Source organism: Aggregatibacter segnis (assembly GCF_003130075.1).
Taxonomy (GTDB): Bacteria; Pseudomonadota; Gammaproteobacteria; order Enterobacterales; family Pasteurellaceae; genus Aggregatibacter; species Aggregatibacter segnis_A.
The window spans coordinates 69,359-95,234 of sequence record NZ_NRCW01000007.1 but is presented as its reverse complement, the minus strand read 5'-3'; the positions used below and the strand labels follow the sequence as shown (position 1 = coordinate 95,234).

19 protein-coding genes and 1 pseudogene are annotated in these 25,876 nt (G+C 40.9%); 19 read left to right on the top strand and 1 reads right to left on the bottom strand.

Annotated elements, in window-relative coordinates:
* Positions 1-130 precede the first annotated feature (130 nt).
* The 19 genes and pseudogenes from DK415_RS08330 (at position 131) to glmS (ending at position 24,782) form a co-directional block, all read left to right on the top strand.
* Positions 131-2,152, top strand: a complete 2,022-nt coding sequence (locus DK415_RS08330; protein WP_109433226.1) for a type I restriction-modification system subunit M — start codon at positions 131-133, stop codon at positions 2,150-2,152.
* A 29-nt stretch (positions 2,153-2,181) separates the two neighbouring features.
* Positions 2,182-3,612, top strand: coding sequence for a restriction endonuclease subunit S (locus DK415_RS08325; RefSeq protein ID WP_109433225.1), 1,431 nt, complete (start codon positions 2,182-2,184; stop codon positions 3,610-3,612).
* Positions 3,593-4,387, top strand: a complete 795-nt coding sequence (locus DK415_RS08320; RefSeq protein ID WP_109433224.1) for a hypothetical protein — start codon at positions 3,593-3,595, stop codon at positions 4,385-4,387. Before DK415_RS08325 ends, DK415_RS08320 begins: the two co-directional genes overlap by 20 nt.
* Positions 4,388-4,878: 491 nt before the next feature.
* Positions 4,879-5,967 (top strand): annotated as a pseudogene (locus tag DK415_RS08315) (IS1595 family transposase).
* 28 nt (positions 5,968-5,995) lie between these two features.
* Positions 5,996-6,478 (top strand): hypothetical protein, encoded by a 483-nt coding sequence (locus DK415_RS08310; protein WP_109433223.1) that lies wholly within the window; start codon positions 5,996-5,998, stop codon positions 6,476-6,478.
* Between the two features lie 257 nt (positions 6,479-6,735).
* Complete coding sequence (secE, locus tag DK415_RS08305; protein WP_109433222.1) at positions 6,736-7,146, top strand: preprotein translocase subunit SecE; 411 nt, start codon at positions 6,736-6,738, stop codon at positions 7,144-7,146.
* A gap of 1 nt (position 7,147) precedes the next feature.
* Entirely contained in the window at positions 7,148-7,699 is a 552-nt protein-coding gene (nusG, locus tag DK415_RS08300; protein ID WP_048750834.1) for a transcription termination/antitermination protein NusG, read from the top strand.
* A 153-nt stretch (positions 7,700-7,852) separates the two neighbouring features.
* Positions 7,853-8,281: a 50S ribosomal protein L11 gene (gene rplK, locus DK415_RS08295; protein ID WP_005627653.1), complete on the top strand. Its 429-nt coding sequence runs from the start codon at positions 7,853-7,855 to the stop codon at positions 8,279-8,281.
* A 4-nt stretch (positions 8,282-8,285) separates the two neighbouring features.
* On the top strand, positions 8,286-8,975 hold the full coding sequence (gene rplA, locus DK415_RS08290; protein ID WP_005703561.1) for a 50S ribosomal protein L1: 690 nt from the start codon (positions 8,286-8,288) through the stop codon (positions 8,973-8,975).
* A gap of 358 nt (positions 8,976-9,333) precedes the next feature.
* The gene (gene rplJ / locus DK415_RS08285; protein WP_005703558.1) at positions 9,334-9,825 is read left to right on the top strand and encodes a 50S ribosomal protein L10; all 492 of its coding nucleotides are present in this window, start codon (positions 9,334-9,336) and stop codon (positions 9,823-9,825) included.
* Positions 9,826-9,876: 51 nt separating this feature from the next.
* Complete coding sequence (gene rplL, locus DK415_RS08280) at positions 9,877-10,245, top strand: 50S ribosomal protein L7/L12 (protein ID WP_109064804.1); 369 nt, start codon at positions 9,877-9,879, stop codon at positions 10,243-10,245.
* A gap of 269 nt (positions 10,246-10,514) precedes the next feature.
* Positions 10,515-14,543 carry a DNA-directed RNA polymerase subunit beta gene (gene rpoB, locus DK415_RS08275; protein WP_109433221.1) on the top strand — a complete coding sequence of 1,343 codons (4,029 nt, stop codon included), beginning with the start codon at positions 10,515-10,517 and terminating at the stop codon, positions 14,541-14,543.
* Positions 14,544-14,646: 103 nt separating this feature from the next.
* Positions 14,647-18,915 carry a DNA-directed RNA polymerase subunit beta' gene (rpoC, locus tag DK415_RS08270; RefSeq protein WP_109433220.1) on the top strand — a complete coding sequence of 1,423 codons (4,269 nt, stop codon included), beginning with the start codon at positions 14,647-14,649 and terminating at the stop codon, positions 18,913-18,915.
* Between the two features lie 165 nt (positions 18,916-19,080).
* Complete coding sequence (nudC, locus tag DK415_RS08265) at positions 19,081-19,866, top strand: NAD(+) diphosphatase (protein WP_109433219.1); 786 nt, start codon at positions 19,081-19,083, stop codon at positions 19,864-19,866.
* 6 nt (positions 19,867-19,872) lie between these two features.
* A complete protein-coding gene (hemE, locus tag DK415_RS08260; protein WP_109433218.1) occupies positions 19,873-20,937 on the top strand; it encodes a uroporphyrinogen decarboxylase in 1,065 nt (354 codons plus the stop codon).
* A gap of 17 nt (positions 20,938-20,954) precedes the next feature.
* Complete coding sequence (locus DK415_RS08255; protein WP_109433230.1) at positions 20,955-21,545, top strand: YjaG family protein; 591 nt, start codon at positions 20,955-20,957, stop codon at positions 21,543-21,545.
* Positions 21,546-21,707: 162 nt separating this feature from the next.
* On the top strand, positions 21,708-21,980 hold the full coding sequence (gene hupA, locus DK415_RS08250) for a nucleoid-associated protein HU-alpha (RefSeq protein ID WP_109433217.1): 273 nt from the start codon (positions 21,708-21,710) through the stop codon (positions 21,978-21,980).
* 136 nt (positions 21,981-22,116) lie between these two features.
* Positions 22,117-22,893, top strand: a complete 777-nt coding sequence (locus DK415_RS08245) for a DeoR/GlpR family DNA-binding transcription regulator (RefSeq protein ID WP_109433216.1) — start codon at positions 22,117-22,119, stop codon at positions 22,891-22,893.
* Between the two features lie 56 nt (positions 22,894-22,949).
* Entirely contained in the window at positions 22,950-24,782 is a 1,833-nt protein-coding gene (glmS, locus tag DK415_RS08240; protein ID WP_109433215.1) for a glutamine--fructose-6-phosphate transaminase (isomerizing), read from the top strand.
* Positions 24,783-24,857: 75 nt separating this feature from the next.
* Here the strand turns inward: glmS and DK415_RS08235 are convergent, their stop codons facing one another.
* On the bottom strand, positions 24,858-25,673 hold the full coding sequence (locus DK415_RS08235; protein ID WP_109433214.1) for a class I SAM-dependent methyltransferase: 816 nt from the start codon (positions 25,671-25,673) through the stop codon (positions 24,858-24,860).
* Positions 25,674-25,876: the final 203 nt, after the last annotated feature.

Sequence of the window (25,876 nt, the reverse complement as noted above, 5' to 3'; positions counted from 1 at the left end):
CTACAAGCCTACAAGCCTACAAGCCTACAAGCCTACAAGCCTACAAGCCTACAAGCCTACAAGCCTACAAGCCTACATATAGCTTCTTTTATAAATCCCAACCTTGCAAATTTGTTTTGGGAGGTTGCTAATGACTAATGCTATTAAATTAGAAACAATCCTTAAAGATAGCCAATATAAACTAACTCAATTTACGCAAGGTCAGCTCGAAGAGTTAGAATCAAAAATCACCTCTAAGGAGCAAAAAGGTAAAACAGTCTATTTTGTTCCTTGTCTTATACGCAAAAAAGAAATTAAGCTTACTCCAGAGGAAATTGTTAGACAGCTTTATTTATCTACTCTCATTAATAAATACCAATATCCAATAGATAGAATTAATGTAGAAAGCATTGTTAATTTTGGTAGAGAAGAAAAGCGTGCGGATATTATTATTCAAGATAAAGATAATATAGGTTCAGCTTATATTATCGTTGAATTAAAAAAACCAAATTTAAAAGATGGTAAAGAACAATTAAAATCTTATTGCAACGCTACTGGTTCACCGATGGGAGTTTGGACAAATGGTGAGTCAATTTCATTTTATCACCGCAAAGATCCTAACTATTTTGAAGATATACCTAATATCCCTAATGTAAATGAAAAACTTTCAGATATATTAAACGAGCGCTACACAATAAGTGATCTAATTAAACGTGATAAATTAGTCAATGAGAGAAAATCATTAAAAGATCTTATTCTTGAAATGGAAGATGAGGTTCTAGCTAATGCTGGGGTAGATGTATTTGAGGAAGTATTTAAACTCATCTTTACAAAACTTTATGATGAAATGGAAAGCGGAAGAGATAAAAATAGATATCTAGAATTCAGAAATAATGGTGATACAGAAAATGAATTAAAAAACAAAATCCAGTCTTTATTTGATGAGGCAAAAGAAAAATGGCGCGGAGTATTTTCTGAAGATGCAAAAATCCAACTTACACCATCACATTTATCTGTTTGTGTATCATCTCTTCAAGATGTTAAGTTATTCAATTCTAATTTAGATGTAGTAGATGAAGCCTTTGAATATCTAATTAGTAAATCAAGCAAAGGTGAAAAAGGTCAATATTTCACACCTCGTTACGTTATTGATATGTGTGTAAGAATGCTTAATCCGACAAAATATGAAAGTATTATTGATACTGCGGCAGGTAGCTGTGGATTCCCTGTACATACAATTTTTCATGTATGGGAAAAAATTCTAAAAGAGCAAAGATTAAATAAGAGTCATTTATTTACCAGTGAAGAAAAACCTAGTGATTGTATAAAATATGTAACGAATAAAGTTTTTGCAATAGATTTTGATGAGAAAGTTGTTCGAGTTGCAAGAACATTAAATCTTATTGCAGGTGATGGACAAACAAATGTTCTTCATTTGAATACTTTAGACTGGGAAAGATGGGATGAAAAAACAGGTAATGAGAAAAAAGGAATTGTTAGTGATACAGAATGGGTAGAAACTTATAATAAAGGTTGGGTAAACATAAAAAAACTCCGTACGAGTAAGGAAAGTAATAGAGATTTTCAATTTGATATTGTAATGGCAAACCCACCATTTGCAGGAGATATTAAAGAAAGCCAAATTTTAAGCAAATATGAATTAGGCAAGAAACCGAACGGCAAAGCGCAAACTAAAGTCGGACGCGATATTCTTTTTATCGAACGCAATTTGGACTTTTTAAAAGACGGCGGACGCATGGCGATAGTATTACCGCAAGGACGTTTCAATAACAGCTCTGACAAAGCCATTCGCGAATTTATTGCAGAACGTTGTCGTATCCTTGCAGTAGTTGGTTTGCATGGGAACGTATTTAAACCACATACTGGCACCAAAACCAGCGTTTTATTCGTACAAAAATGGCATGACACTCTTTGTCCAAAAGTGGAGGACTATCCAATTTTCTTTGCTACCATGCAAGAACCGAGTAAAGACAACAGCGGCGATAAAATCTTTGTCCGTAATGAAGATGGTTCACCCGTGCTGGATAGTCACGGGCATTTAATCGTTAAGCACGACCTGTTTAACCACGATGGCAAAACTCAAGATGGGATAGCTGAAGCCTTTTTAGAATTTGCTAAAAAAGAAAAATTGTCTTTTGTGGGAAAGCCCTAAGCCCCTTTGATGCCACGAAATATCAGCGGTTGTTGGGGGGGCTGGAGATTCAAGTTGTTAAATTTTCCGAATTAATTTTTGAACATAACAAATTAAGATTAGATGCTGAATTTTTTAAGAAAGAAAATATTCAGCTATTGAGTCAAATCAAAAAGTGGAAGTATAAGCGTATTTCAGAGATTGCGAGTGTTACAGATGGGATTCACAGTTCAATCGATTTTTGTGAAAACAGTGAAATCAATTTGATTTCAGCTAAATCGCCAAAAGATAATTATTTTGATTTATCTGGAAATGCGTATATTTCGACTAAACAGCATAAAGAAAATCCTAAAACGGCATTAAGGCTAAATGATGTCATTATTTCAACAGTTGGAACGATTGGAAATACAGCGGTTGTTCAACAAGAACAATTACCAGCAAATTCGGATCGTCATGTTGGAATTATCCGTATAAAAGAAAATATCCCTGCTTATTATCTTTCTACATTTTTAAATTCAAAATATGGACGATTTCAATCTCTGCGAGAATCAACAGGAAATGTTCAGCTAAGTTTATTTGTGTACAAGATAAATGAGATGTTGATACCTGTTTTTGATGATGAATTTCATGAAAGTATTCAAGGGCAATGTGAATTGGCTCATCAAAAATTACGTCAATCAAAAATAGTTTACGAGCAAGCCCAAAACCTGCTTTTAGAGCATTTAGGTTTAAAAGACTTCAACCCGCCATTACAAAAGTTCAATATCAAATCCTTTTCCAACAGTTTCGGTACATCGGGTAGGCTGGATGCAGAGTTTTATCAGGAAAAGTATGAAAAATTGATAGATAAAATCAAGAGCTATCCTAAAGGATATAATACCTTAGATTATTTTATTAAAGATTTTTCAACTGGTTTTGCTTACAAAAGTGAGACATATACAGAAACGGGAATCCCTTTAATCCGAATTAATAATATCGGGAATGGCACATTAGATATATCTAATGCTATGTTGATTCCACAAGGAGATATTAGTTTAAGTCCTAAAGATGTTGCAAATGAAAATGACATACTAATATCAATGTCCGGTACTATTGGAAACTCTTGTAAAGTGCCTAAAGGTGTAAATGCGGTAGTAAATCAAAGAATCATGCGAATCTCTCCTCAAAATATTAATGTCGAGGTATTGCCGCTCATCATTAATTCGATTATCGGAAAATATCAATTAGAGCGTATGGGAACTGGTGGCGTTCAAACAAATATTTCTGCAAACGATATTAAACAAATTGTTATTCCAAATGTAGAAGAGAAAATTCAAACCCAAATCGCCGATTTAATCCGACAATCTAATTACTTACGTATTAAGAGTAAAGGATTGTTAGAAAAAGCTAAGAAAGCTGTTGAGTTAGCAATTGAAAAAGATCAAGAATCAGCTTTAGATTTTATAAAAGGAAAACAAACTAATGACTGCAATGTACACTGATAATATAGAAAAATGGAAGTCATTATCTGATATAGATTACTTCACATATTTTGTTAAAAGTTGGATTTCATTTAATGCTTGGTATAAAAATTCTTATCCTAACTTAAAAACAGATAGAGAAGCCATTAATGAAATAAAATCATCTCCACAATGCTTATTTAGGAAGAGATTTTTAAGTTTACTAAATGGAAATAATGAAGATAGCTCGTACTTTAAAAATAATCTCGCCCACTTCCATTATTGTTTATTAAATAACCATATAGTATATGGCGGAGATAGACTATATTTTGAAGAATTTATGGTAGAGCTAGATAAAAGCAATTTAACACAAAACTATTCTAATAGAAATATTTCATATTACGTTCATATTGAATTAGAAAGAGTTGGTATAAAAAGAGTCACTGTCACAGTGAAAAATTCAAGTTCAAGTAAAACTTTATTATGCTACACTCACAACGAGTATGATTTAGCGCATTTTAATCGTGACAAAAGATTTAAATCTTTAAGTGATTCTCAGAAACGTAAGATCAATGGAATTTTTGAAGAAGCTAATCCAAGAAAAAAGATTTCATTATTAACAAAATCTGAACCTTATTTAAAGATTGGAGAATATCAGTTTGTTGATAATGAAGATTTAATTTATAAAGCTACTTTAGAAATAATTTATAATTTAAGGAATGCTTTATTTCACGGGGAAATTGCCCCTGATAAAGATACAAATAAAGTTTACGAAGCAGCGTATAGAGTAATGAGACAATTAGTTATTGGACTTTAATATAAGATTGTTGTGTGAATACATTTATAATAGTCTTGCTCAATACTTTTAGTAAGCCCCAGTAAATCACTAAGCCAATTACTCGGCTAACTGGCAAGCATTATGCCTTTCGGTTTATTGATTTCTAGCATGATTTCCTTGTAGTGTTCATAGGTATTCAAAACCCAAACGCTTTGAGCTGACTTAAGATTTTTAAGTGGGCGATTTCTCATTTCCAGCGTTTGGCTAACACCTTGCAACACAAGGAAATTCACATGGCTCATAACCTTAATTAATCAATATTCTTGCTGTTATAGTCGATAAGAGCTTTAAAGGGCATCTTTTTATTGCAAACTAAGTAAATTTTGAACTAGAATATTCCCACTTTTAAGCAAATCTTCTCGTTTGCTTTTTTTTATATTTAATTTGTTCAACCAATTTAACAAGAGAAACGCGACTTATTGGGCATAAAGCAATAAGTCAGGAGCTAATTATGAATGTTGAACAAATAAATGAAAAAGAAGCAAACGCCACCACAATTACTTTCTGCCTATCGCAATTTATCTATCTCTGCGATCTATGATTTATCTGATAGTGAAGCCCTTATCTTTCTGAAAAATGCTCGTTGGGGAAATTCTCATTGTTTTCATACTGTTCAATGTCCTCGTTGCCAGATTGAGCATAAAGCCTATTTTATTTCTTCTCGTAAGCAATGGCAGTGCAAACATTGCCAACATCGTTTTTCTGTAAAAAGTGGTACGATTTTTCAGCACACTAAACTTTCCCTAAAAAAGCTACTGTTATCGGTTTATTATTTCACTATCAATAGTAAAGGGATTTCTGCGCTTAACTTATCTCGTCATATTGGTGTGCAATATAAAACGTCATGGGCATTACTACATAAATTTCGTGAAGCAGTTGAAAAAACGCAAGATTACACGCCACTCACAGGCATTATTCATATTGATGGTTGTTATGTGAATAACTACCTTCGCCCAAAAAATTTTAAACATAAACGAATTGATAGACGTAAGAGATGTCACCAACGTAAAGATAAATCCTGCGTTATGGTTTTCCGTCAACAAGCTGCAAATCAGGAAATAATAAAAGGAGCCGACCGCACACTTGTTGCGTTAGTTAAAGAGGAAAATGCTGATGATATACTTGCTTTAACACATCGCTTAGTCGCACCAAAATCTACAATTTGTGCTGATGAAAATCCTGCTTATGATGGCTTGGCATTTCACTATGACTTATGTCGCGTAAATCATTCACAAGAGTATTGTTCGATTGACGGCACCACCAATAACCTAGCTGAATCCTTCTTTGCAAGATTTAGAAGAATGATTATGGGTGTGTATCATAAGATGGGAAATAATTACATGATGCACTATGCGAATGAAACTGCATAGCGTGAGGATTTTCGTTACCAGTCAGATAAAGACAAATTCGACAATGTACTAAAACGCTGTTTGAAAGCCAGACCTTCACGAGATTTAACTGGCTACTGGCAGGGAAATAAGAAACCTGCGGCAAAATTCGGATTGGAAAGTTTATGTTTGGAAGCCTCAAACGATAACCAATATTTAGCCGTAGCCTAAACAATTTAAAGCAACACAAGGAACAATAATGGAAACCATGACACACACGCCACTTAACGTGGATTTAAAAAAGATGGACTATGAAACATTCAAAACTTTTATGCGAGAACTGGCTCAGATGTATTCAAACGTAAAAGATGATGCTTATCTTTTGTTCTATCACAATTTGCGAGACCTTGCGAAAGAAGTCAGCACTTTACCCCGTAATCCACTGATATTTTACGGAGCCTATGAAATCGCCAATAATCAGGTAGTCGTGGCAATATTTGAAATGCAATTTACCGATGAAGTCTATGAAACTGAAGATGGAAAACCTTATCAGATGCTTTCTATTATTAGTAGTTTTGCAGAAGATAAAATCTATCTACGTTGCCCGACTAAAATTAGGGAACACCTTACCCAACCCGAATATATTACACTTTGCGAGCAAGCCTATCCTACGATAATGGAACAAATGCTATTAGAGAAGCAACGTGAAAAATTGTTTAGAAGAAAACCGAAAAGCGAGTAATGGAAAAATGAGCAGAATTCTGTAAAATACACTTATAGTAAAAACAATGCCCTTATCGAAATAAGGGCATTTTTGTGCAGTTTTGTTTAAATTTTGGTCTTTGTGCAACTGCTACATAATACCGAAAACACGCTGAAAAACGACCGCACTTGTATAAATGCACAATTTTTAATTGTGAAACTGGAAAATTAGCTGCTATAATCCTGCGTTCGAAAAAGGATCCCTATTTTTTAAAGTTACATAATGGATAAATTTTTATGGCATTAGAGATTGAGAAAAAGAAAAATGAATCTGAGGCTTCCGTTGAAAAGTCTAAAGGATTAAACATTTTTTTATGGTTGTTAACCGTTGCAATCATTGCGGCGAGTGCATTTGGTAATATCTATTTCCAAGATCAATATTCCACCCCGATTCGCGTTGTCGCGGTTATCGTGTTGTTGTTGATTTCTTTAGGGGGGGCAGCGACGACCAATCAAGGGAGAAAAGCCCTTGGTTTCTTTCAAGATGCCCGTACTGAATTACGTCGAATTGTTTGGCCAAGCCGTCCGGAAGCAACGCAAACAACTTTTATCGTTGTTGGTGTGACCGTATTTGTGTCTTTAATTCTTTGGGGCTTGGATTCAATTATCGTTAGCATCATTACCTTCTTAACCGACTGGAGATTCTAAAATGACCGAAACCGCAAATAAAAAACGTTGGTATGTGTTGCAAGCGTTCTCCGGTTTTGAAGCGCGCGTAGCGACTACGTTGCGTGAATACATCAAACTTCACAATATGGAAGAACAGTTCGGTGAAGTGTTAGTGCCGACAGAAGAAGTTGTCGAAAATGTGGCAGGTAAACGTCGCAAAAGTGAACGTAAATATTTCCCGGGTTATGTGTTAGTACAAATGGAAATGAACGATGATACTTGGCATTTGGTGCGTAGCGTGCCACGCGTGATGGGTTTCATCGGCGGTACACCGGATAAACCAGCGCCAATTAGTAATCGTGAAGCGGATATCATTTTAAATCGCTTGGAACAAAACAGCGATAAACCGAAACCAAGAACAACCTTCCAACCGGGTGAAGAAGTGCGTGTAACCGAAGGGCCATTCGCAGACTTTAATGGTACAGTTGAAGAAGTAGATTACGAAAAAGGCCGCTTAAAAGTGTCTGTATCTATTTTCGGTCGTGCTACGCCGGTTGAACTTGAGTTCGGCCAAGTAGAAAAGAATAACTAGTAAAACGTTTGAATTTTCCACCGCACTTTTTTAAGTGCGGTACATTTTTTCGGCATTTTACTTGAAAAACCGGTTGCGTTTGATTAGAATGCAACCCTTTTTAACAACAGGGGAGCTAGCAATAGCGTTATTACCCATTTAGAGGAAACTAAAATGGCAAAAAAAGTCCAAGCCTACGTTAAGTTGCAAGTTGCAGCTGGTATGGCAAACCCATCACCACCAGTTGGTCCTGCATTAGGTCAACAAGGTGTGAACATCATGGAATTCTGTAAAGCATTCAACGCTCGTACTGAGAGCTTAGAAAAAGGTTTACCAATTCCGGTTGTTATCACTGTATATGCAGACCGTTCATTTACTTTCGTAACTAAAACTCCACCAGCAGCAGTATTATTGAAAAAAGCTGCAGGTATCAAATCTGGTTCTGGTAAACCGAACAAAGATAAAGTGGGTAAAGTAACTTTAGATCAAGTTCGTCAAATCGCTGAAACTAAAGCAGCAGATATGACTGGCGCGTCTATCGAAACTAAAATGAAATCAATTGCTGGTACTGCTCGCTCTATGGGCTTAGTGGTGGAGGAATAATACGATGGCTAAATTGACTAAAAAAATGAAAGCAATCAAAGCTGGCGTAGATTCTACTAAAGCATACGAAATCAACGAAGCGATCGCGGTATTAAAACAATTCGCAACGGCTAAATTCGTTGAAAGTGTTGACGTTGCAGTAAACTTAGGTATCGATCCTCGTAAATCAGACCAAAACGTTCGTGGTGCAACTGTATTACCACACGGTACTGGTCGTGAAGTTCGCGTAGCTGTGTTCACCCAAGGTGCAAACGCAGAAGCAGCTAAAGAAGCTGGTGCTGATTTAGTAGGTATGGAAGATTTAGCTGAGCAAATCAAAAAAGGCGAAATGAACTTTGACGTTGTTATCGCTTCTCCTGACGCAATGCGTGTTGTTGGTCAATTAGGTCAAGTATTAGGCCCACGTGGTTTAATGCCAAACCCTAAAGTGGGTACTGTAACACCAAACGTTGCTGAAGCAGTTAAAAATGCTAAATCTGGTCAGATCCGTTATCGTAACGATAAAAACGGTATCATCCACACCACTATCGGTAAAGCAAACTTCTCTGAAGTACAATTGAAAGAAAACCTTCAAGCGTTGTTAGCGGCTTTAACTAAAGCGAAACCTGCAACATCTAAAGGTATCTTCATTAAGAAAGTAAGTCTTTCTACTACAATGGGTGCCGGTGTCGCTGTTGATCAAGCTTCACTATAATCCGTAGAAATACGATGAAATATGACCGCACTTTTATAAGTGCGGTTATTTTTTCGGACATTTATTATTGTCGAATTGGTGATTTTTTTATCATCAGGCATTTACAAATGTTATTTCGATCGTTATAATTTGCGTCCTTTTTAGACCGTATTTTATTTGCGGTTTAGCATTTCTGGTTGGTGCTTGACCTCATTCAAGCCCCGTCCAAGACCGTAGGGGAGCAATCTTAATCATCCTACGTAGATGGTGAACAGAATAAGAATTTTCTTGCTTCTGTGCACCGAATTCGTCCTAATAGTCGTTTTATTAGGTATTTAAATTCCGAGCGATCGGAGTGTATTCAGGAGCTAAAAAGCCAATGGCATTAAATCTTCAAGACAAACAAGCAATTGTTGCCGAAGTAAATGAAGCAGCCAAAGGTGCCCTTTCTGCTGTAATTGCGGATTCCCGTGGTGTGACAGTAGATAAAATGACCGAATTGCGTAAATCTGCACGCGAAGCCGGTGTTTCTATGCGCGTTGTTCGTAATACTTTATTACGTCGTGCGGTAGAAGGCACTGAATTCGAGTGTTTGAAAGACACATTTACCGGTCCAACACTTATCGCATTCTCTACTGAACATCCAGGTGCTGCAGCACGTTTGTTCAAAGAATTTGCAAAAGCAAACGATAAGTTTGAACTTAAAGGTGCAGCCTTTGAAGGTAAGATCCAAGATGTTGAATTCTTAGCAACATTACCGACTTACGACGAAGCAATTGCACGTTTAATGGGCACAATGAAAGAAGCTGCGGCAGGCAAACTTGTTCGCACTTTTGCGGCATTACGCGACAAATTACAAGAAGCGGCTTAATCAAGCGTTTCTTCATCCAATTAACTTTATTTACTTTAGGAATTGATTGTTATGTCATTAACTAACGAACAAATCATTGAAGCGATTGCTTCTAAATCTGTAACTGAAATCGTTGAATTAATCACAGCGATGGAAGAAAAATTCGGTGTTTCAGCAGCGGCAGCAGTAGCAGCAGCTCCGGCAGCAGGCGCAGCAGCAGTTGAAGAAAAAACTGAATTTGACGTAGTTCTTGCTGAAGCTGGTGCTAACAAAGTAGCGGTAATCAAAGCAGTACGTGGTGCAACTGGTTTAGGCTTGAAAGAAGCTAAAGACTTAGTTGAATCTGCACCAGCTGTATTGAAAGAAGGCATTGCTAAAGCAGAAGCAGAAGCGCTTAAGAAAGAATTAGAAGAAGCTGGCGCGAAAGTAGAAATCAAATAATTTTGATTTTGTTTCCTCCTGTTTCTCAGGCTAAATGGCTGGTGGGTGACCATCAGCCATTTTGTGCTATCAAAAACAGAAGTAAATTTGCCGTTTGATTACTTTTGTTTCCTCAAGTTAAACAAAGCATTTTAATTTGAGCTACCCACTCAAGAAGTAAGGTTCATAGTGCGGTCATCTAAAAACGGTATCTAATACATTATCACCAATATTTGCCATAAATATTGCGTGTTGATTGTGGGTCACTGAACAGCAAGCAGAGGAACCCTATGGTTTACTCCTACACCGAGAAAAAACGAATCCGTAAAGACTTCGGCAAACGTCCGCAAGTTTTAAATATTCCCTATTTATTGACAATCCAGCTTGATTCTTTTGAAAAATTTATTCAAAGAGATCCGGATGGTCAACAAGGCTTAGAAGCCGCTTTTCGTTCTGTATTTCCGATTGTTAGTACGAATGGAAATACCGAATTACAATATGTCAGCTATCAATTAGGTGAGCCGGTATTTGATGTGCGCGAATGCCAAATTCGCGGCACTACTTATTCTGCGCCATTACGCGTCAAACTACGTTTAGTCAGCTATGACAAAGACGCTGCACCAGGCACGATCAAAGATATTAAAGAACAAGAAGTTTACATGGGTGAGATCCCACTAATGACCGATAATGGTACTTTCGTGATTAATGGTACCGAGCGTGTTATCGTGTCTCAATTACACCGTAGTCCAGGTGTATTCTTTGATAGTGACAAAGGTAAAACTCACTCTTCAGGTAAAGTGCTGTATAACGCACGTATTATTCCTTACCGTGGTTCATGGTTGGATTTTGAATTTGATCCGAAAGATAACTTATATGCACGTATCGACCGTCGTCGTAAATTACCATCAACGATTATCTTGCGCGCGTTGGGTTACACCACAGAACAAATCTTAGATCTTTTCTTTGATAAAGTTATCTTCGAAATTAAAGATAATAAATTGCTGATGAATTTAATGCCTGAACGTTTACGTGGTGAAACGGCGGCATTTGATATTGAAGCAAATGGCAAAGTGTATGTAGAACGTGGTCGTCGCATTACTGCTCGTCATATTAAAGCATTAGAAAAAGATCATATTAAACAAGTAGACGTACCGACGGAATATATCGTGGGTAAAGTTGCTGCGAAAGACTATGTCAATTTAGATACCGGCGAATTAGTTTGTGCGGCGAATATGGAGCTTTCTCTTGAGGTATTGGCGAAATTAGCACAAGCAGGCTATACCACAGTTGAAACCTTATTCACAAATGACTTGGATTACGGCCCATATATTTCCGAAACATTACGTGTTGATCCGTCTAGCGATCGTTTAAGCGCGTTAGTGGAAATTTACCGTATGATGCGTCCGGGTGAGCCACCGACAAAAGAAGCGGCAGAAGCGTTATTTGAGAATTTATTCTTCTCTTCCGACCGTTATGACTTGTCTGCGGTAGGCCGCATGAAATTTAACCGCTCTTTAGGGATTGAAGAAACCACCGGCAGTGGCACATTAAGTAACGAAGATATCGTCAGTGTCATGAAGAAATTGATCGAAATTCGTAACGGTCGTGGTGAAGTGGATGATATCGACCACTTAGGTAACCGTCGTATTCGTTCTGTGGGTGAAATGGCAGAAAACCAATTCCGTATTGGCTTAGTGCGTGTTGAGCGTGCAGTGAAAGAGCGCTTGTCTTTAGGTGATTTGGAAGCTGTTACACCACAAGATTTAATTAATGCGAAACCGATTTCTGCTGCAGTGAAAGAATTCTTTGGTTCATCTCAATTATCTCAATTTATGGACCAAAACAACCCGTTATCAGAAGTTACACACAAACGTCGTATTTCTGCATTGGGTCCGGGCGGTTTAACTCGTGAGCGTGCCGGCTTTGAAGTGCGTGACGTCCATGCGACTCACTATGGTCGCGTGTGTCCGATTGAAACCCCTGAAGGTCCGAACATCGGTTTGATTAACTCTCTTTCCGTTTATGCGCGTACCAACGACTATGGTTTCTTAGAAACGCCATATCGTAAAGTTGTCAATGGCCAAGTGACTGAAGAAATTGAATACCTTTCTGCGATTGAAGAAGGTAAATACGTTATCGCACAGGCGAACTCAAATCTTGATGAAGAGTTCCGCTTTACCGATGCATTTGTCACCTGTCGTGGTGAACATGGTGAATCAGGTCTTTATAAACCTGAAGAAATTCACTATATGGACGTTTCAACACAACAAGTGGTTTCTGTGGCGGCAGCATTAATTCCGTTCTTAGAGCATGACGATGCGAACCGTGCCTTGATGGGTGCGAACATGCAACGTCAAGCAGTGCCAACCTTGCGTGCAGACAAACCATTAGTCGGTACCGGTATTGAGAAAGCGGTAGCGCTTGACTCCGGTGTTGCGGTTGTTGCAAAACGCGGTGGTACGATTCAATACGTGGACGCTTCCCGTATTGTGGTGAAAGTCAATGAAGACGAAACCGTTGCGGGCGAAGCCGGTATTGATATTTATAACTTAATCAAATATACCCGTTCTAACCAAAACACCTGTATTAACCAAATTCCTTGTGTGGAATTAGGCGAGCCGGTTGAGCGTGGTGAAATTTTGGCGGATGGTCCTTCTACCGATTTAGGTGAGTTGGCACTCGGTCAAAATATTCGTGTGGCGTTTATGCCGTGGAACGGTTATAACTTCGAAGACTCCATGTTAGTTTCCGAACGTGTCGTACAACAAGATCGTTTCACCACTATTCACATTCAAGAGCTTTCTTGTGTGGCACGTGATACCAAATTAGGTGCAGAAGAAATTACTGCAGATATTCCTAATGTCGGTGAAGCTGCATTAAGTAAATTAGACGAATCCGGTATCGTGTATATCGGTGCAGAAGTGAAGGGCGGCGATATTTTGGTGGGTAAAGTGACACCAAAAGGTGAAACCCAATTAACTCCGGAAGAAAAATTATTACGCGCGATCTTCGGTGAAAAAGCGTCTGATGTGAAAGACTCTTCTTTACGCGTACCAAACAGCGTTTCCGGTACCGTTATTGACGTACAAGTGTTTACCCGTGATGGCGTAGAAAAAGACAAACGTGCGTTAGAAATCGAAGAAATGCAATTAAAACAAGCGAAAAAAGACTTGAGCGAAGAGTTTGAGATTTTGGAAGCCGGCTTGTTTATGCGTGTCCGCAACCTATTGTTATCCGGTGGTTTCGATGCGAAATCCTTAGATAAATTAGACCGCACTAAATGGTTGGAACAAACCTTGGATAACGAGGAAAAACAACACCAATTAGAGCAGTTAGCGGAACAACACGAAGAATTACGCAAAGAATTTGAACGTAAATTGGAAGTTCAACGCAACAAGATTATCCAAGGCGACGATTTGGCACCGGGCGTGTTGAAAGTCGTTAAAGTGTACTTGGCGGTGAAACGTCAAATTCAACCGGGTGATAAAATGGCGGGTCGTCACGGTAACAAAGGGGTTATCTCAAAAATTAACCCTGTGGAAGACATGCCATACGATGAAAACGGTCAACCTGTTGAAATTGTATTGAACCCGCTGGGCGTTCCGTCCCGTATGAATATCGGTCAGATCTTAGAAACTCACTTAGGTTTGGCGGCAAAAGGTATCGGCGATCAAATTAACGCGATGATTAAACAACAACAATCTATCGCGAAATTGCGTGAATACATGCAGAAAGCCTATGACCTTGGCGGCGGTTCACAAAAAGTGGATCTCAGCACCTTTACAGACGAAGAAGTAATGCGTTTAGCACAAAACTTGCGTAAAGGCTTGCCGATTGCGACACCGGTATTTGACGGTGCCCATGAAAAAGAAATTAAAGGCTTATTAGAGCTTGGTGGTTTACCGACTTCCGGTCAAATTACCCTTTATGATGGTCGTACAGGTGAGAAATTCGAGCGTCCGGTAACGGTAGGTTACATGTATATGCTCAAATTGAACCACTTGGTTGATGACAAAATGCACGCGCGTTCAACCGGTTCTTATAGTCTTGTTACTCAACAACCGTTGGGTGGTAAGGCGCAATTCGGTGGTCAACGTTTCGGTGAGATGGAGGTGTGGGCACTTGAAGCTTATGGTGCAGCTTATACCTTACAAGAAATGTTAACCGTGAAATCCGATGATGTGAACGGTCGTACGAAGATGTATAAAAACATCGTCAGCGGCAACCAACACATGGATCCGGGTACACCGGAATCTTTCAACGTAATTATGAAAGAAATCCGTTCACTTGGTATCAACATCGACTTGGACGAAGAATAAGTCAGGGTATTGACCCCCTATTGAGCCCAAGTGCGGTCGATTTTAAAAGCGTTTTGAAAAACGACCGCACTTGAATAAGTTTAACTCCGACAGGAGCAAATCTGTGAAAGACTTAGTTAAGTTTTTAAAAGCACAATCAAAAACCGCTGAAGATTTTGATGTGATTAAAATCGGTTTAGCCTCACCTGACATGATCCGTTCTTGGTCATACGGTGAAGTTAAAAAGCCTGAAACAATCAACTATCGTACCTTTAAACCGGAACGTGACGGTCTTTTCTGTGCCCGTATCTTCGGACCGGTAAAAGATTACGAATGTTTGTGCGGTAAGTACAAACGCTTAAAACACCGCGGTGTGATTTGTGAAAAATGTGGCGTAGAAGTCACTCAAACTAAAGTTCGTCGTGAACGTATGGGGCACATTGAATTGGCTTCACCGGTGGCGCACATTTGGTTCTTAAAATCCCTACCGTCCCGTATCGGTTTATTGTTAGATATGCCGTTGCGTGATATTGAACGCGTGCTTTATTTTGAATCTTACATTGTGATCGAACCGGGTATGACCGATCTTGAGCGCGGTCAGTTGTTAACCGAAGAACAATACCTTGACGCGGAAGACCGTTGGCAAGATGAGTTCGATGCTAAAATGGGGGCGGAAGCCATTCAAGCCTTATTGCGCGGCATCGATTTGGAAGCGGAATGCGAAAATTTACGCGAAGAATTACAAGAAACCAATTCCGAAACCAAACGTAAGAAAATCACTAAACGCTTAAAATTATTGGAAGCCTTCTTACAGTCCGGCAATAAACCGGAATGGATGGTGATGACCGTATTGCCGGTGCTTCCACCGGATTTACGTCCGTTAGTGCCGTTAGACGGTGGTCGTTTTGCGACTTCCGACTTGAACGATTTATACCGTCGCGTAATCAACCGTAACAACCGTTTAAAACGTTTATTAGATTTAATCGCACCGGATATTATCGTGCGTAACGAAAAACGTATGTTACAAGAGTCCGTTGACGCGTTGTTAGATAACGGTCGTCGCGGTCGTGCAATTACCGGTTCTAACCGTCGTCCGTTAAAATCATTAGCGGATATGATTAAAGGTAAACAAGGTCGTTTCCGTCAAAACTTGTTGGGTAAACGTGTTGACTACTCCGGTCGTTCCGTAATTACCGTAGGTCCATACTTACGCTTACACCAATGTGGTTTGCCGAAGAAAATGGCATTGGAATTATTCCGTCCGTTTATCTATGCGAAATTAGAAAGCCGTGGTTATGCAACGACGATTAAAGCCGCGAAGAAAATGGTGGAGCGTGAAGACGCTATCGTTTGGGATATCTTGGCTGAAGTTATTCGTGAACACCCGATTCTATTGAACCGTGCACCAACATTGCACCGTTTGGGTATCCAAGCATTTGAGCCGATCTTAATCGAAGGTAAAGCGATTCAATTACACCCACTTGTTTGTGCGGCGTTCAACGCGGACTTCGATGGTGACCAAATGGCGGTACACGTACCGTTAACGTTGGAAGCGCAATTAGAAGCGCGTGCGTTAATGATGTCTACGAACAACATCCTTTCTCCGGCAAACGGTGATCCGATTATCGTTCCATCACAAGACGTGGTGTTGGGTCTTTACTACATGACTCGTGAAAAAGTGAACGGTAAAGGTGAAGGCATGTTATTGCAAGACCCGCGCGAAGCAGAAAAAGCTTATCGCACAGGTCAAGCAGAATTACATTCTCGCGTGAAAGTGCGTATTACAGAGTATGTGAAAAACGAGGCCGGTGAGTTTGAATCCAAAACGACGTTAACCGATACCACTATCGGCCGTGCGATTTTATGGATGATCGCGCCGAAAGGTATGCCGTTTAGCTTGTTTAACCAAACACTTGGTAAAAAAGCGATTTCTAAATTAATTAATGAAAGCTATCGTCGTTTAGGCTTGAAAGCCAGCGTTATGTTTGCTGACCACATTATGTATACCGGTTTTGCTTATGCTGCTCGTTCCGGTTCTTCTGTTGGTATCGATGATATGGTCATTCCAGCGAAGAAATACGAAATTATTTCTGCAGCGGAAGAAGAAGTGGCTGAAATTCAGGAACAATTCCAATCTGGTCTTGTGACTGCCGGTGAGCGCTATAACAAAGTGATCGATATTTGGGCTGCCGCCAACGAACGTGTTGCTAAAGCCATGATGGAAAACCTTTCTACGGAAGAAGTCATTAACCGTGAAGGGAAGCCGGAAAAACAAGCGTCCTTCAACAGCATCTTTATGATGGCGGATTCCGGTGCGCGTGGTTCTGCAGCACAGATTCGTCAGTTAGCGGGTATGCGTGGCTTGATGGCACGTCCGGACGGTTCCATTATCGAAACCCCGATTACGGCAAACTTCCGTGAAGGTTTGAACGTTTTACAATACTTTATTTCTACCCACGGTGCGCGTAAAGGTTTGGCGGATACCGCGCTGAAAACAGCGAACTCCGGTTACTTAACCCGTCGTTTGGTTGACGTAGCACAAGACCTCGTTATCGTAGAAGATGACTGTGGTACACACGAAGGTATCGTGATGACCCCGTTAATCGAAGGTGGCGATGAAAAAGTGCCTCTACGCGAACAAGTTTTAGGCCGTGTGGTTGCTGAAGACATCTTAAAACCTGGCTCAGAAGAAGTGTTAATTCCACGCAATACCTTATTAGATGAAAAATTGTGTGACGTATTAGACGAAAATTCTGTGGACAGCGTGAAAGTACGTTCTGTTGTAACCTGTAATACCGACTTCGGTGTGTGTGCGAAATGTTACGGTCGTGACTTAGCGCGCGGTCACCTGATTAACCAAGGTGAAGCTGTGGGTGTTATTGCGGCACAATCTATCGGTGAGCCGGGAACACAGTTAACCATGCGTACGTTCCACATCGGTGGTGCGGCATCTGCAGCAGCCAAAGAGTCTAGCGTACAAGTGAAAAACAACGGTACATTGCGTTTGGCCAATGCGAAATTTGTTACAAATAACGAAGGTAAATTGGTGTTAACGTCTCGTAATACCGAACTAACCGTTGTGGATACCTTCGGTCGTACCAAAGAACACTATAAAGTGCCTTACGGTGCCATTTTGAACAAAGGCGATCAGCAAGATGTAAATGCCGGTGAAACCATTGCTAACTGGGATCCGCATACTATGCCGGTTATCTCTGAAGTGAGCGGTTTTGTAAAATTCGTGGATATCGTGGATGGTTTAACTGTTACCCGTCAAACCGACGAATTAACCGGTCTTTCTTCTATTGTGGTGCAAGACGTGGGTGAACGTGCAACAGCAGGTAAAGACTTACGTCCGGCGATTAAACTGGTTGATGACAAAGGTAACGATATTGTCATTCCGGGTACTGATGTTGTAGCGCAATACTTCTTACCAAGTAAAGCTATCGTGACCCTAGATGACGGTGCAGAAGTGCATATCGGTGATCCGTTAGCACGTATTCCGCAAGAATCTGTGGGAACGAAAGATATTACCGGTGGTCTTCCACGCGTGGCAGACTTGTTTGAAGCGCGTAAACCGAAAGAGCCTGCGATTTTAGCGGAAATCTCCGGTATCGTGTCCTTCGGTAAAGAAACCAAAGGTAAACGTCGCTTGTTGATTACCCCGGCAGAAGGCGAAGTGTACGAAGAAATGATTCCAAAATGGCGTCAATTGAACGTATTCGAAGGTGAAATGGTAGAACGCGGTGATTTAATCTCCGACGGTGCGGAAACGCCACATGACATCTTACGTTTACGCGGTGTACACGCGGTAACCGAATATATCGTGAATGAAGTCCAAGAAGTTTACCGCTTACAAGGGGTAAAAATTAACGATAAACACATCGAAGTTATAGTACGCCAAATGTTGCGTAAAGCGATTGTCACCAAAGCTTATGACTCCGAATTCCTTGAAGGGGAACAAGTGGAAGTGGCTCGCGTGAAAATCGTTAACCGTAAACGTGAAGCGGAAGGCAAACCACCGGTGGAATTTGAACGCGAATTATTAGGTATTACCAAAGCGTCCTTGGCAACCGAGTCCTTCATCTCTGCGGCATCCTTCCAAGAAACTACACGTGTGTTAACGGAAGCAGCAGTAGCAGGTAAACGCGATGAATTACGCGGCTTGAAAGAAAACGTCATCGTGGGTCGTCTGATCCCGGCGGGTACCGGTTTTGCGTATCACCAAAATCGTCACAAAAACCTGGCAGTTATCGCTGATGAAGAGGTGCCGGTAAGATTATCGGCAGCGGATGAAGAAGAAATTGCTTCTGAATTCATCATGACTTCTGAAGATGCTTCCGCCAGCTTAACTGAAATGTTAAACATGGTAGAAGATGACGAGCACGCGGAATAATATTCCTTCGTATAAAAACCCGAGCTAAACCTCGGGTTTTTTTATGGGCATGATTCGCTAAATAAAAAAATACCTTTTATAATGACCGCACTTTTTTCTTCTCAGAACAACAAAGTGCGGTGGAAAATTTAAGCGTTTTTCACGTATGTAAACGGGTGTTAAAAAATGAAATTAATTCAAGCTGAAGACAAGGGTTTTTGGCTTTTTACGCAGGGTTCCACCATACATCTTGTTGATGGCAATCTTCCTTTTGGTTCTGCGGCTGAATTAGGTTTAACAGGGCATCATGCGCTTTTTCTTGGTGAGTGGTCAGCGCAACCGTTATATCTCGTGGAGCCTCAACTGAACGATGCGCGTGTGTATTTTTCCTTACGCGCTCAGCTTTCATTGCCGCAGGAGCAATTTAATCTGCTTGCTCGTGGCGTGGAATTAAATCATTTTTACCAAACGCATCAATTTTGTGGCAAGTGCGGTGGTAAAACCGAACAAAGATCGGATGAGTGGGCGGTACAATGTCAAGTTTGCGGCTTTCGCACTTATCCTGTAATCTGCCCTTGTGTGATTGTTGCCGTTCGGCGTGGTTCGCAAATTTTGTTAGCAAATCATATGCGCCACAAAGGCGGTATGTACACGACGCTGGCAGGTTTTGTAGAAGTGGGTGAAACCTTTGAAGAGGCTGTGCACCGTGAAGTTTGGGAAGAAACACAGATTAAAGTGAAAAATTTACGCTATGTTGGTAATCAGCCATGGGCATTTCCTAATTCGCAAATGGTGGGCTTTTTGGCTGATTATGCGTCAGGAGAAATTCACATCCAACCGGAAGAAATTTACGATGCACAGTGGTTTGATTGCGAACAGCCTTTGCCGGAATTGCCGCCACATGGCACTATTGCGCGTAAATTAATTGAAGCAACGCTTGTTTTATGTCAACAAGATAAAAATAAATCATGAGGTTTTATGAGCACATTAAAAAATGACCGTTATTTAAGAGCCCTTTTACGTCAACCTGTGGATATGACGCCGATTTGGATGATGCGCCAAGCGGGGCGGTATTTGCCGGAATACAAAGCCACTCGTGCGCAAGCCGGTGATTTTATGTCTTTGTGTCGTAATGCGGATTTGGCTTGTGAGGTGACATTACAACCGTTGCGCCGTTATGCTTTGGATGCCGCGATTTTATTTTCCGATATTTTAACGATTCCTGATGCCATGGGTCTCGGCTTAAGCTTTGGTGCCGGTGAAGGGCCGAAATTTGAACGGGTTATTGACAGCAAAAGTGCGGTGGAAAATTTACCTATTCCGGATCCGGAACAAGAACTGCAATATGTGATGAATGCAGTGCGCACGATTCGTCGTGAACTCAATGGTGAAGTGCCACTTATCGGCTTTTCCGGTAGTCCGTGGACATTGGCCACTTATATGGTGGAAGGCGGTTCTTCTAAAGCCTTTACGAAAATTAAAAAAATGCTGTATAGCGAACCGCACTTATTACACGCCTTGTTAGATAAACTGGCAGACAGCGTGATTCTTTACTTAAATGCGCAAATTAAAGCCGGTGCGCAGGCGGTCATGGTGTTTGATACATGGGGCGGCGTGTTGGCGTATCGTGAGTATCCCGAGTTTTCTTTACGTTATATGCACAAAATCGTGGATGGTTTGATTCGCGAGCATAAGGGGCGTCGTGTGCCGGTCACCTTATTTACCAAAGGGGGCGGATTATGGTTAGAAGCCATTGCTGACACCGGTTGTGATGCGGTAGGCTTGGATTGGACGGTGGATATCGCCGAGGCACGCCGCCGCGTAGGGCATAAAGTGGCATTGCAAGGCAACATGGATCCGAGCGTGCTCTATGCGCCTGCCGGCCGAATTGAAGACGAAGTGCGGTCAATTTTAGCGGCGTTTGGTGAAGGGAGTGGTCACGTATTTAATCTTGGGCATGGCATTCATCAGGATGTGCCGGAAGAAAGCCCGAAAGTGTTGGTAGATGCCGTACATCAACTCTCTAAACCTTATCATCGCTAAAGTGCGGAGAAAAAATGATGCGAAATCCGATTCAGAAACGTTTAGAAAATCTCGCCACTTGGCAGCATTTAACTTTTATGGCGTGCTTATGTGAGCGAATGTATCCCAACTACCATTTATTCTGCCAAATCACAGAACAGCCACAAAATGCCAAGGTATATCACAATATTTTGAATTTAGTGTGGGAATATTTAACGGTTAAAGATGCCAACATCAATTTTGAAAATCAGTTAGAGAAGTTAGAAAACATTATTCCCGATGTGAATGACTATGATTTTTACGGTGTCGTACCGGCGTTGGATGCCTGTGAGGGGCTTGCTGAAGTGTTGCATACGATCATCGCCGGCGATTCATGTATGCAAGCAGTTAAGTTGAGTGAACTTTCTCTGCAAACGGTGGCCGATTTATTAGTCGAGCAAAATGGCCGTGAATTATCCGAAGCAGAATTAAAGGAAACGGAAGAAATTCAGCAGGAATTAGACGTGCAATGGCTGATTTATCGTACATTGAAAGAGGCTGAAAAACACAACGTTGAGTTGATTTCTGATTTAAAAAATGAGTTACGCGAGGTGGGAGTTTCAAATATATGTGTAAAAATTGACCAATAATGTGATTTTTTCCACAAATTTTAAAAATCCTGCTTTGTTTTCAAGGCAACTTAGATTAAGCTTTGCCTGCACTCATTGCAGTGATTCTGGCTTATTGAATAAGGTATCTTAAAATACTTATTCAGCCACTGTTAAATTTTTAAAAATAGAAGGTACTAATCTATGAACAAAACAGATTTAATTGATGCTATTGCAAGCGCCGCTGAATTAAATAAAAAACAAGCTAAAGCAGCTTTAGAAGCAACTTTAGATGCAATCACCGAAAGTTTAAAGAAAGGTGATGCCGTACAATTAATCGGTTTCGGTACATTTAAAGTAAATGCGCGCAAAGAACGTACCGGTCGTAATCCGCAAACTGGCGCAGAAATTAAAATTGCGGCTTCTAAAGTGCCGGCATTCGTTTCTGGTAAAGCATTAAAAGATGCTGTTAAATAATTAGTTCTGATATTTAATCTTCAAGCCCTGTTTCCAGTAAACAGGGTTTTTTGTTGCCTATCTTTTTATTTACATCCTTTCTAAATGACTATAAACTTTCGAATCGAAATTTAACTGGAACTATTTTGGTTTGGAAATGACTAAACGACACATTCAGCCTCGCAATACCCAACAACGCCGCCACGGCATCATGCAATTATTACTGGAACGCGGAGAAGTTAGCGTTGATCAGCTTGTCCAATTGTTTGATACATCGGAAGTGACGATTCGTAAAGACTTAACGGTGTTAGAAAACAATGGTTTTTTAGTGCGCCGTTACGGTGGGGCGATATTAATCCCGCAAGAACTCATTGAAGATGAGCAAGAAGATTTTCTTTCGGAACGAAAGTTGTCGATTGCTAAACGGGCAGCAGAACGTATTTTAGATCACAATCGCATTATTATTGATAGCGGCACCACTACGGCGGCGTTGATTAAACAGTTGAACAACAAGCAAGGATTGGTGGTGATGACCAATTCTATGTATGTGGCGAATGAACTGCGTTCCCTAGAAAATGAACCTACCTTATTAATGACGGGGGGGACATGGGATAAAGCTTCAGAGTCTTTTCAAGGTAAAGTTGCGGAACAAGTATTGCGTTCCTATAACTTTGATCAGTTGTTTATTGGGGCTGATGGGATTGATTTTGAGCGAGGAACGACAACGTTTAACGAGTTAGTTGGCTTAAGCCAGGTGATGGCAGAGGTCGCTCGTGAAGTGATTGTGATGGTGGAATCACAAAAAATAGGGCGGAAGATGCCTAACGTTGAATTGGTATGGCAACAAATTGATGTGTTGATTACGGACAATTTGTTGTCGGAAGAAAGTAAAAAACGCATAGAGGCACATGGCGTGGAAGTTATTTGTGCTTAAAAGTGCGGTCGTTTTGATGAGTGTTTTTTTAAATTGAATTTAGGAGAGCAAAATTTATGTGTGGAATTGTTGGTGCAGTCGCTCAACGTGATGTTGCAGAAATTTTAATTAACGGATTACATCGTCTTGAATATCGCGGTTATGACTCGGCCGGTTTAGCGGTGGTGGATGCACAGCACGAATTACGACGTATTCGTTGCTTAGGTAAGGTCAAAGCGCTTGATGAGGCGGTAGAAAAATCGCCGATTATTGGGGGCACTGGCATTGCGCATACCCGTTGGGCAACTCATGGCGCCCCTTCGGAAGATAATGCCCACCCGCACGTTTCCGGTAATTTTGCCGTGGTACATAACGGTATTATCGAAAATTATGAAGAATTACGGACATTGCTAAAATCCCGTGGTTATATTTTTACTTCTCAAACCGACACAGAGGTGATTGCGCATTTGGTGGAGTGGGAAATGCGCAGTACAGAAAGTTTATTGGCTGCGGTACAAAGTGTGGTGAAGCAACTGACCGGCGCGTATGGCATGGTCGTGATGGATCGCATGCATCCGGAACATTTAGTGGCGGCTCGTTCCGGTAGCCCATTGGTTATCGGTCTTGGGATTGGTGAAAACTTCTTGGCCTCCGATCAGTTGGCGTTGTTAAGCGTTACCCGTCGCTTCATTTATTTGGAAGAAGGCGATATTGCGGAAATTACCCGTCGTTCTGTGGACATTTATGATTGTGACGGTAATAAAGTAGAGCGCAGTCTGCATGATTCCAACGCCGAAAATGACGCCGCGGAGAAAGGAAAATTCCGCCATTACATGCAGAAAGAAATTTATGAACAACCGACTGCGCTAGTGAATACCATGCAAGGTCGTTTGACTCACGATAATTTAGTCATTCAATCCATTGGCAACGGTGCAAAAGACATTTTAGAGAAAGTGGAACACATTCAAATTGTCGCTTGTGGAACCTCTTACAATTCCGGCATGGTGTCGCGCTACTGGTTTGAAAGTTTAGCCGGTATCAGTTGTGATGTGGAAATCGCTTCCGAATTCCGTTATCGCAAATTTGTGACCCGCCCGAACAGTTTGTTGATTACGATTTCCCAATCCGGTGAAACCGCCGATACCTTGGCGGCGTTACGCTTGGCGAAACAAAAAGGCTACATGGCGGCCATGACGATTTGTAACGTTGCCAGCTCTTCTTTGGTACGCGAATCGGATTTAGCCTTCATGACCCGTGCAGGCGTGGAAATCGGCGTGGCATCCACCAAAGCCTTTACCACACAGTTAGCCGCGTTATTAATGTTGGTGGTCGCGGTTGGTAAAGCGAAAGGCACGCTCTCGGCTGAGAAAGAACAGGAGATCGTGAAAGCGTTAGAAGCATTACCGGCAGAAATTGAAAAAGCCCTGGCTTTTGATCAACACATTGAGCAGCTCGCGGAAGATTTTGCTGAAAAGAACCATGCGTTATTTTTAGGTCGTGGCGCGTTTTACCCGATAGCCATGGAAGCATCGCTAAAATTAAAAGAAATTTCTTACATTCACGCAGAAGCCTATGCTGCCGGTGAATTGAAGCATGGTCCATTAGCATTAATCGATGCCGATATGCCGGTAATTGTGGTGGCGCCAAACAATGAATTATTGGAAAAAATCAAATCCAACATTGAAGAAGTACGTGCCCGTGGCGGTCAGTTGTATGTTTTCGCCGATAAAGAAGCCGGATTTACCGAAGCCGATGGCATGAAAATTATCACCATGCCGACGGTAAGCGAAATCACCGCGCCGATTTATTACACCGTGCCGATGCAATTATTGGCCTACCACATTGCCTTAATCAAAGGCACCGATGTGGATCAGCCTCGTAACTTGGCGAAGGCGGTAACAGTGGAATAATCCCGAAAAACGTTTGAAATTCTGACCGCACTTTGAATGACAAAATCAAAGTGCGGTCTTTTTTTACCTCAAGTTTTAGGTAATTCTATAGCGCAGGAAACGGTAGGATTTGCGGATTGTCGGAACGAGCCACATGATGGCGACTTTTAGCAAACCGACACGTTTCCAAGCCGGGAAATCGGGCATATATTTTGCCGAGATCAGTTGCAGATTATTTGCCCAATGCTCCATTTCATGATCGTCATCACAGCCGTAATCAAATTTTGCCCGCATGTGTTTTATTACATCGTGATGTTTTTGCGAATTGCGGCTCATCCAAGTGCTACCGATATCAAAAACGATTTCTCCGCCGCTAAAACGGGCGGCTAAATCTTTAAACAGTTTTTTTACCTGCGACTTAGTGAAATACATCAACACCCCTTCAATCACAAATAAAAACGAAGCGTATGGGTATTGCGCCCGCAATGCATCCATCCAATCCGTTTCAAAGGCTGACGCAGGCAATAAAATTTCGTTTTCCGCCGGCGGCATCATTTGCTTGCGTAATGCAATGACATCAGGCAAATCCAGTTCATAGAAAGGAATGTTTTTGCCGATATCACCAACACGCTCATGACGCGCATCCAGCCCGCAGCCGACCATCACGATAATCGGTTGTTGATGGTGTTGAATAAAGTCTTTAGTCACGTTATCCAAATATGCGGCGCGAATCGCCGAACCTACGGAACTGTGTACGGCGGTATCAAATTTACTGAAATCATAATCGATTTGCGGAATCAGGCGCAGCGCCGATTCATCATGAATAATCGGATTGGGTTTTAATGATTCTCGATAACGCATATATAGCGGAATAAGCAGGGTTTCGCTGACCGCATCTTGAATTTGAAACATAGTTACTCCTTATGTTTATCCTGCTTGTTTGCAGTGGAATAAAGCTATGGCGGGCAGTACGGCGTAAACTGCCGTCGTGGGAAAGTGATTTCTCTTATTAATAGGTGTGATTATAGATGAGAATTATTCTTGATTAAAGACTGAGTAATGAAGAGTGAAAAACATTAAAAAAAATGACCGCACTTTTTAGAGAATATCGTCAG

Excerpts from the sequence above, each read along its gene's own strand:
- nusG (WP_048750834.1), top strand. The coding sequence starts at position 7,148 with ATGACCGAAACCGCAAATAAAAAACGTTGGTATGTGTTGCAAGCGTTC.
- rplJ (WP_005703558.1), top strand. The coding sequence starts at position 9,334 with ATGGCATTAAATCTTCAAGACAAACAAGCAATTGTTGCCGAAGTAAAT.
- rpoB (WP_109433221.1), top strand. The coding sequence starts at position 10,515 with ATGGTTTACTCCTACACCGAGAAAAAACGAATCCGTAAAGACTTCGGC.
- secE (WP_109433222.1), top strand. The coding sequence starts at position 6,736 with ATGGCATTAGAGATTGAGAAAAAGAAAAATGAATCTGAGGCTTCCGTT.
- glmS (WP_109433215.1), top strand. The coding sequence starts at position 22,950 with ATGTGTGGAATTGTTGGTGCAGTCGCTCAACGTGATGTTGCAGAAATT.
- DK415_RS08235 (WP_109433214.1), bottom strand. The coding sequence starts at position 25,673 with ATGTTTCAAATTCAAGATGCGGTCAGCGAAACCCTGCTTATTCCGCTA.
- rplL (WP_109064804.1), top strand. The coding sequence starts at position 9,877 with ATGTCATTAACTAACGAACAAATCATTGAAGCGATTGCTTCTAAATCT.
- DK415_RS08330 (WP_109433226.1), top strand. The coding sequence starts at position 131 with ATGACTAATGCTATTAAATTAGAAACAATCCTTAAAGATAGCCAATAT.
- DK415_RS08255 (WP_109433230.1), top strand. The coding sequence starts at position 20,955 with ATGCGAAATCCGATTCAGAAACGTTTAGAAAATCTCGCCACTTGGCAG.
- DK415_RS08320 (WP_109433224.1), top strand. The coding sequence starts at position 3,593 with ATGACTGCAATGTACACTGATAATATAGAAAAATGGAAGTCATTATCT.
- DK415_RS08245 (WP_109433216.1), top strand. The coding sequence starts at position 22,117 with ATGACTAAACGACACATTCAGCCTCGCAATACCCAACAACGCCGCCAC.
- hemE (WP_109433218.1), top strand. The coding sequence starts at position 19,873 with ATGAGCACATTAAAAAATGACCGTTATTTAAGAGCCCTTTTACGTCAA.
- rplA (WP_005703561.1), top strand. The coding sequence starts at position 8,286 with ATGGCTAAATTGACTAAAAAAATGAAAGCAATCAAAGCTGGCGTAGAT.
- nudC (WP_109433219.1), top strand. The coding sequence starts at position 19,081 with ATGAAATTAATTCAAGCTGAAGACAAGGGTTTTTGGCTTTTTACGCAG.
- hupA (WP_109433217.1), top strand. The coding sequence starts at position 21,708 with ATGAACAAAACAGATTTAATTGATGCTATTGCAAGCGCCGCTGAATTA.
- rplK (WP_005627653.1), top strand. The coding sequence starts at position 7,853 with ATGGCAAAAAAAGTCCAAGCCTACGTTAAGTTGCAAGTTGCAGCTGGT.
- DK415_RS08310 (WP_109433223.1), top strand. The coding sequence starts at position 5,996 with ATGGAAACCATGACACACACGCCACTTAACGTGGATTTAAAAAAGATG.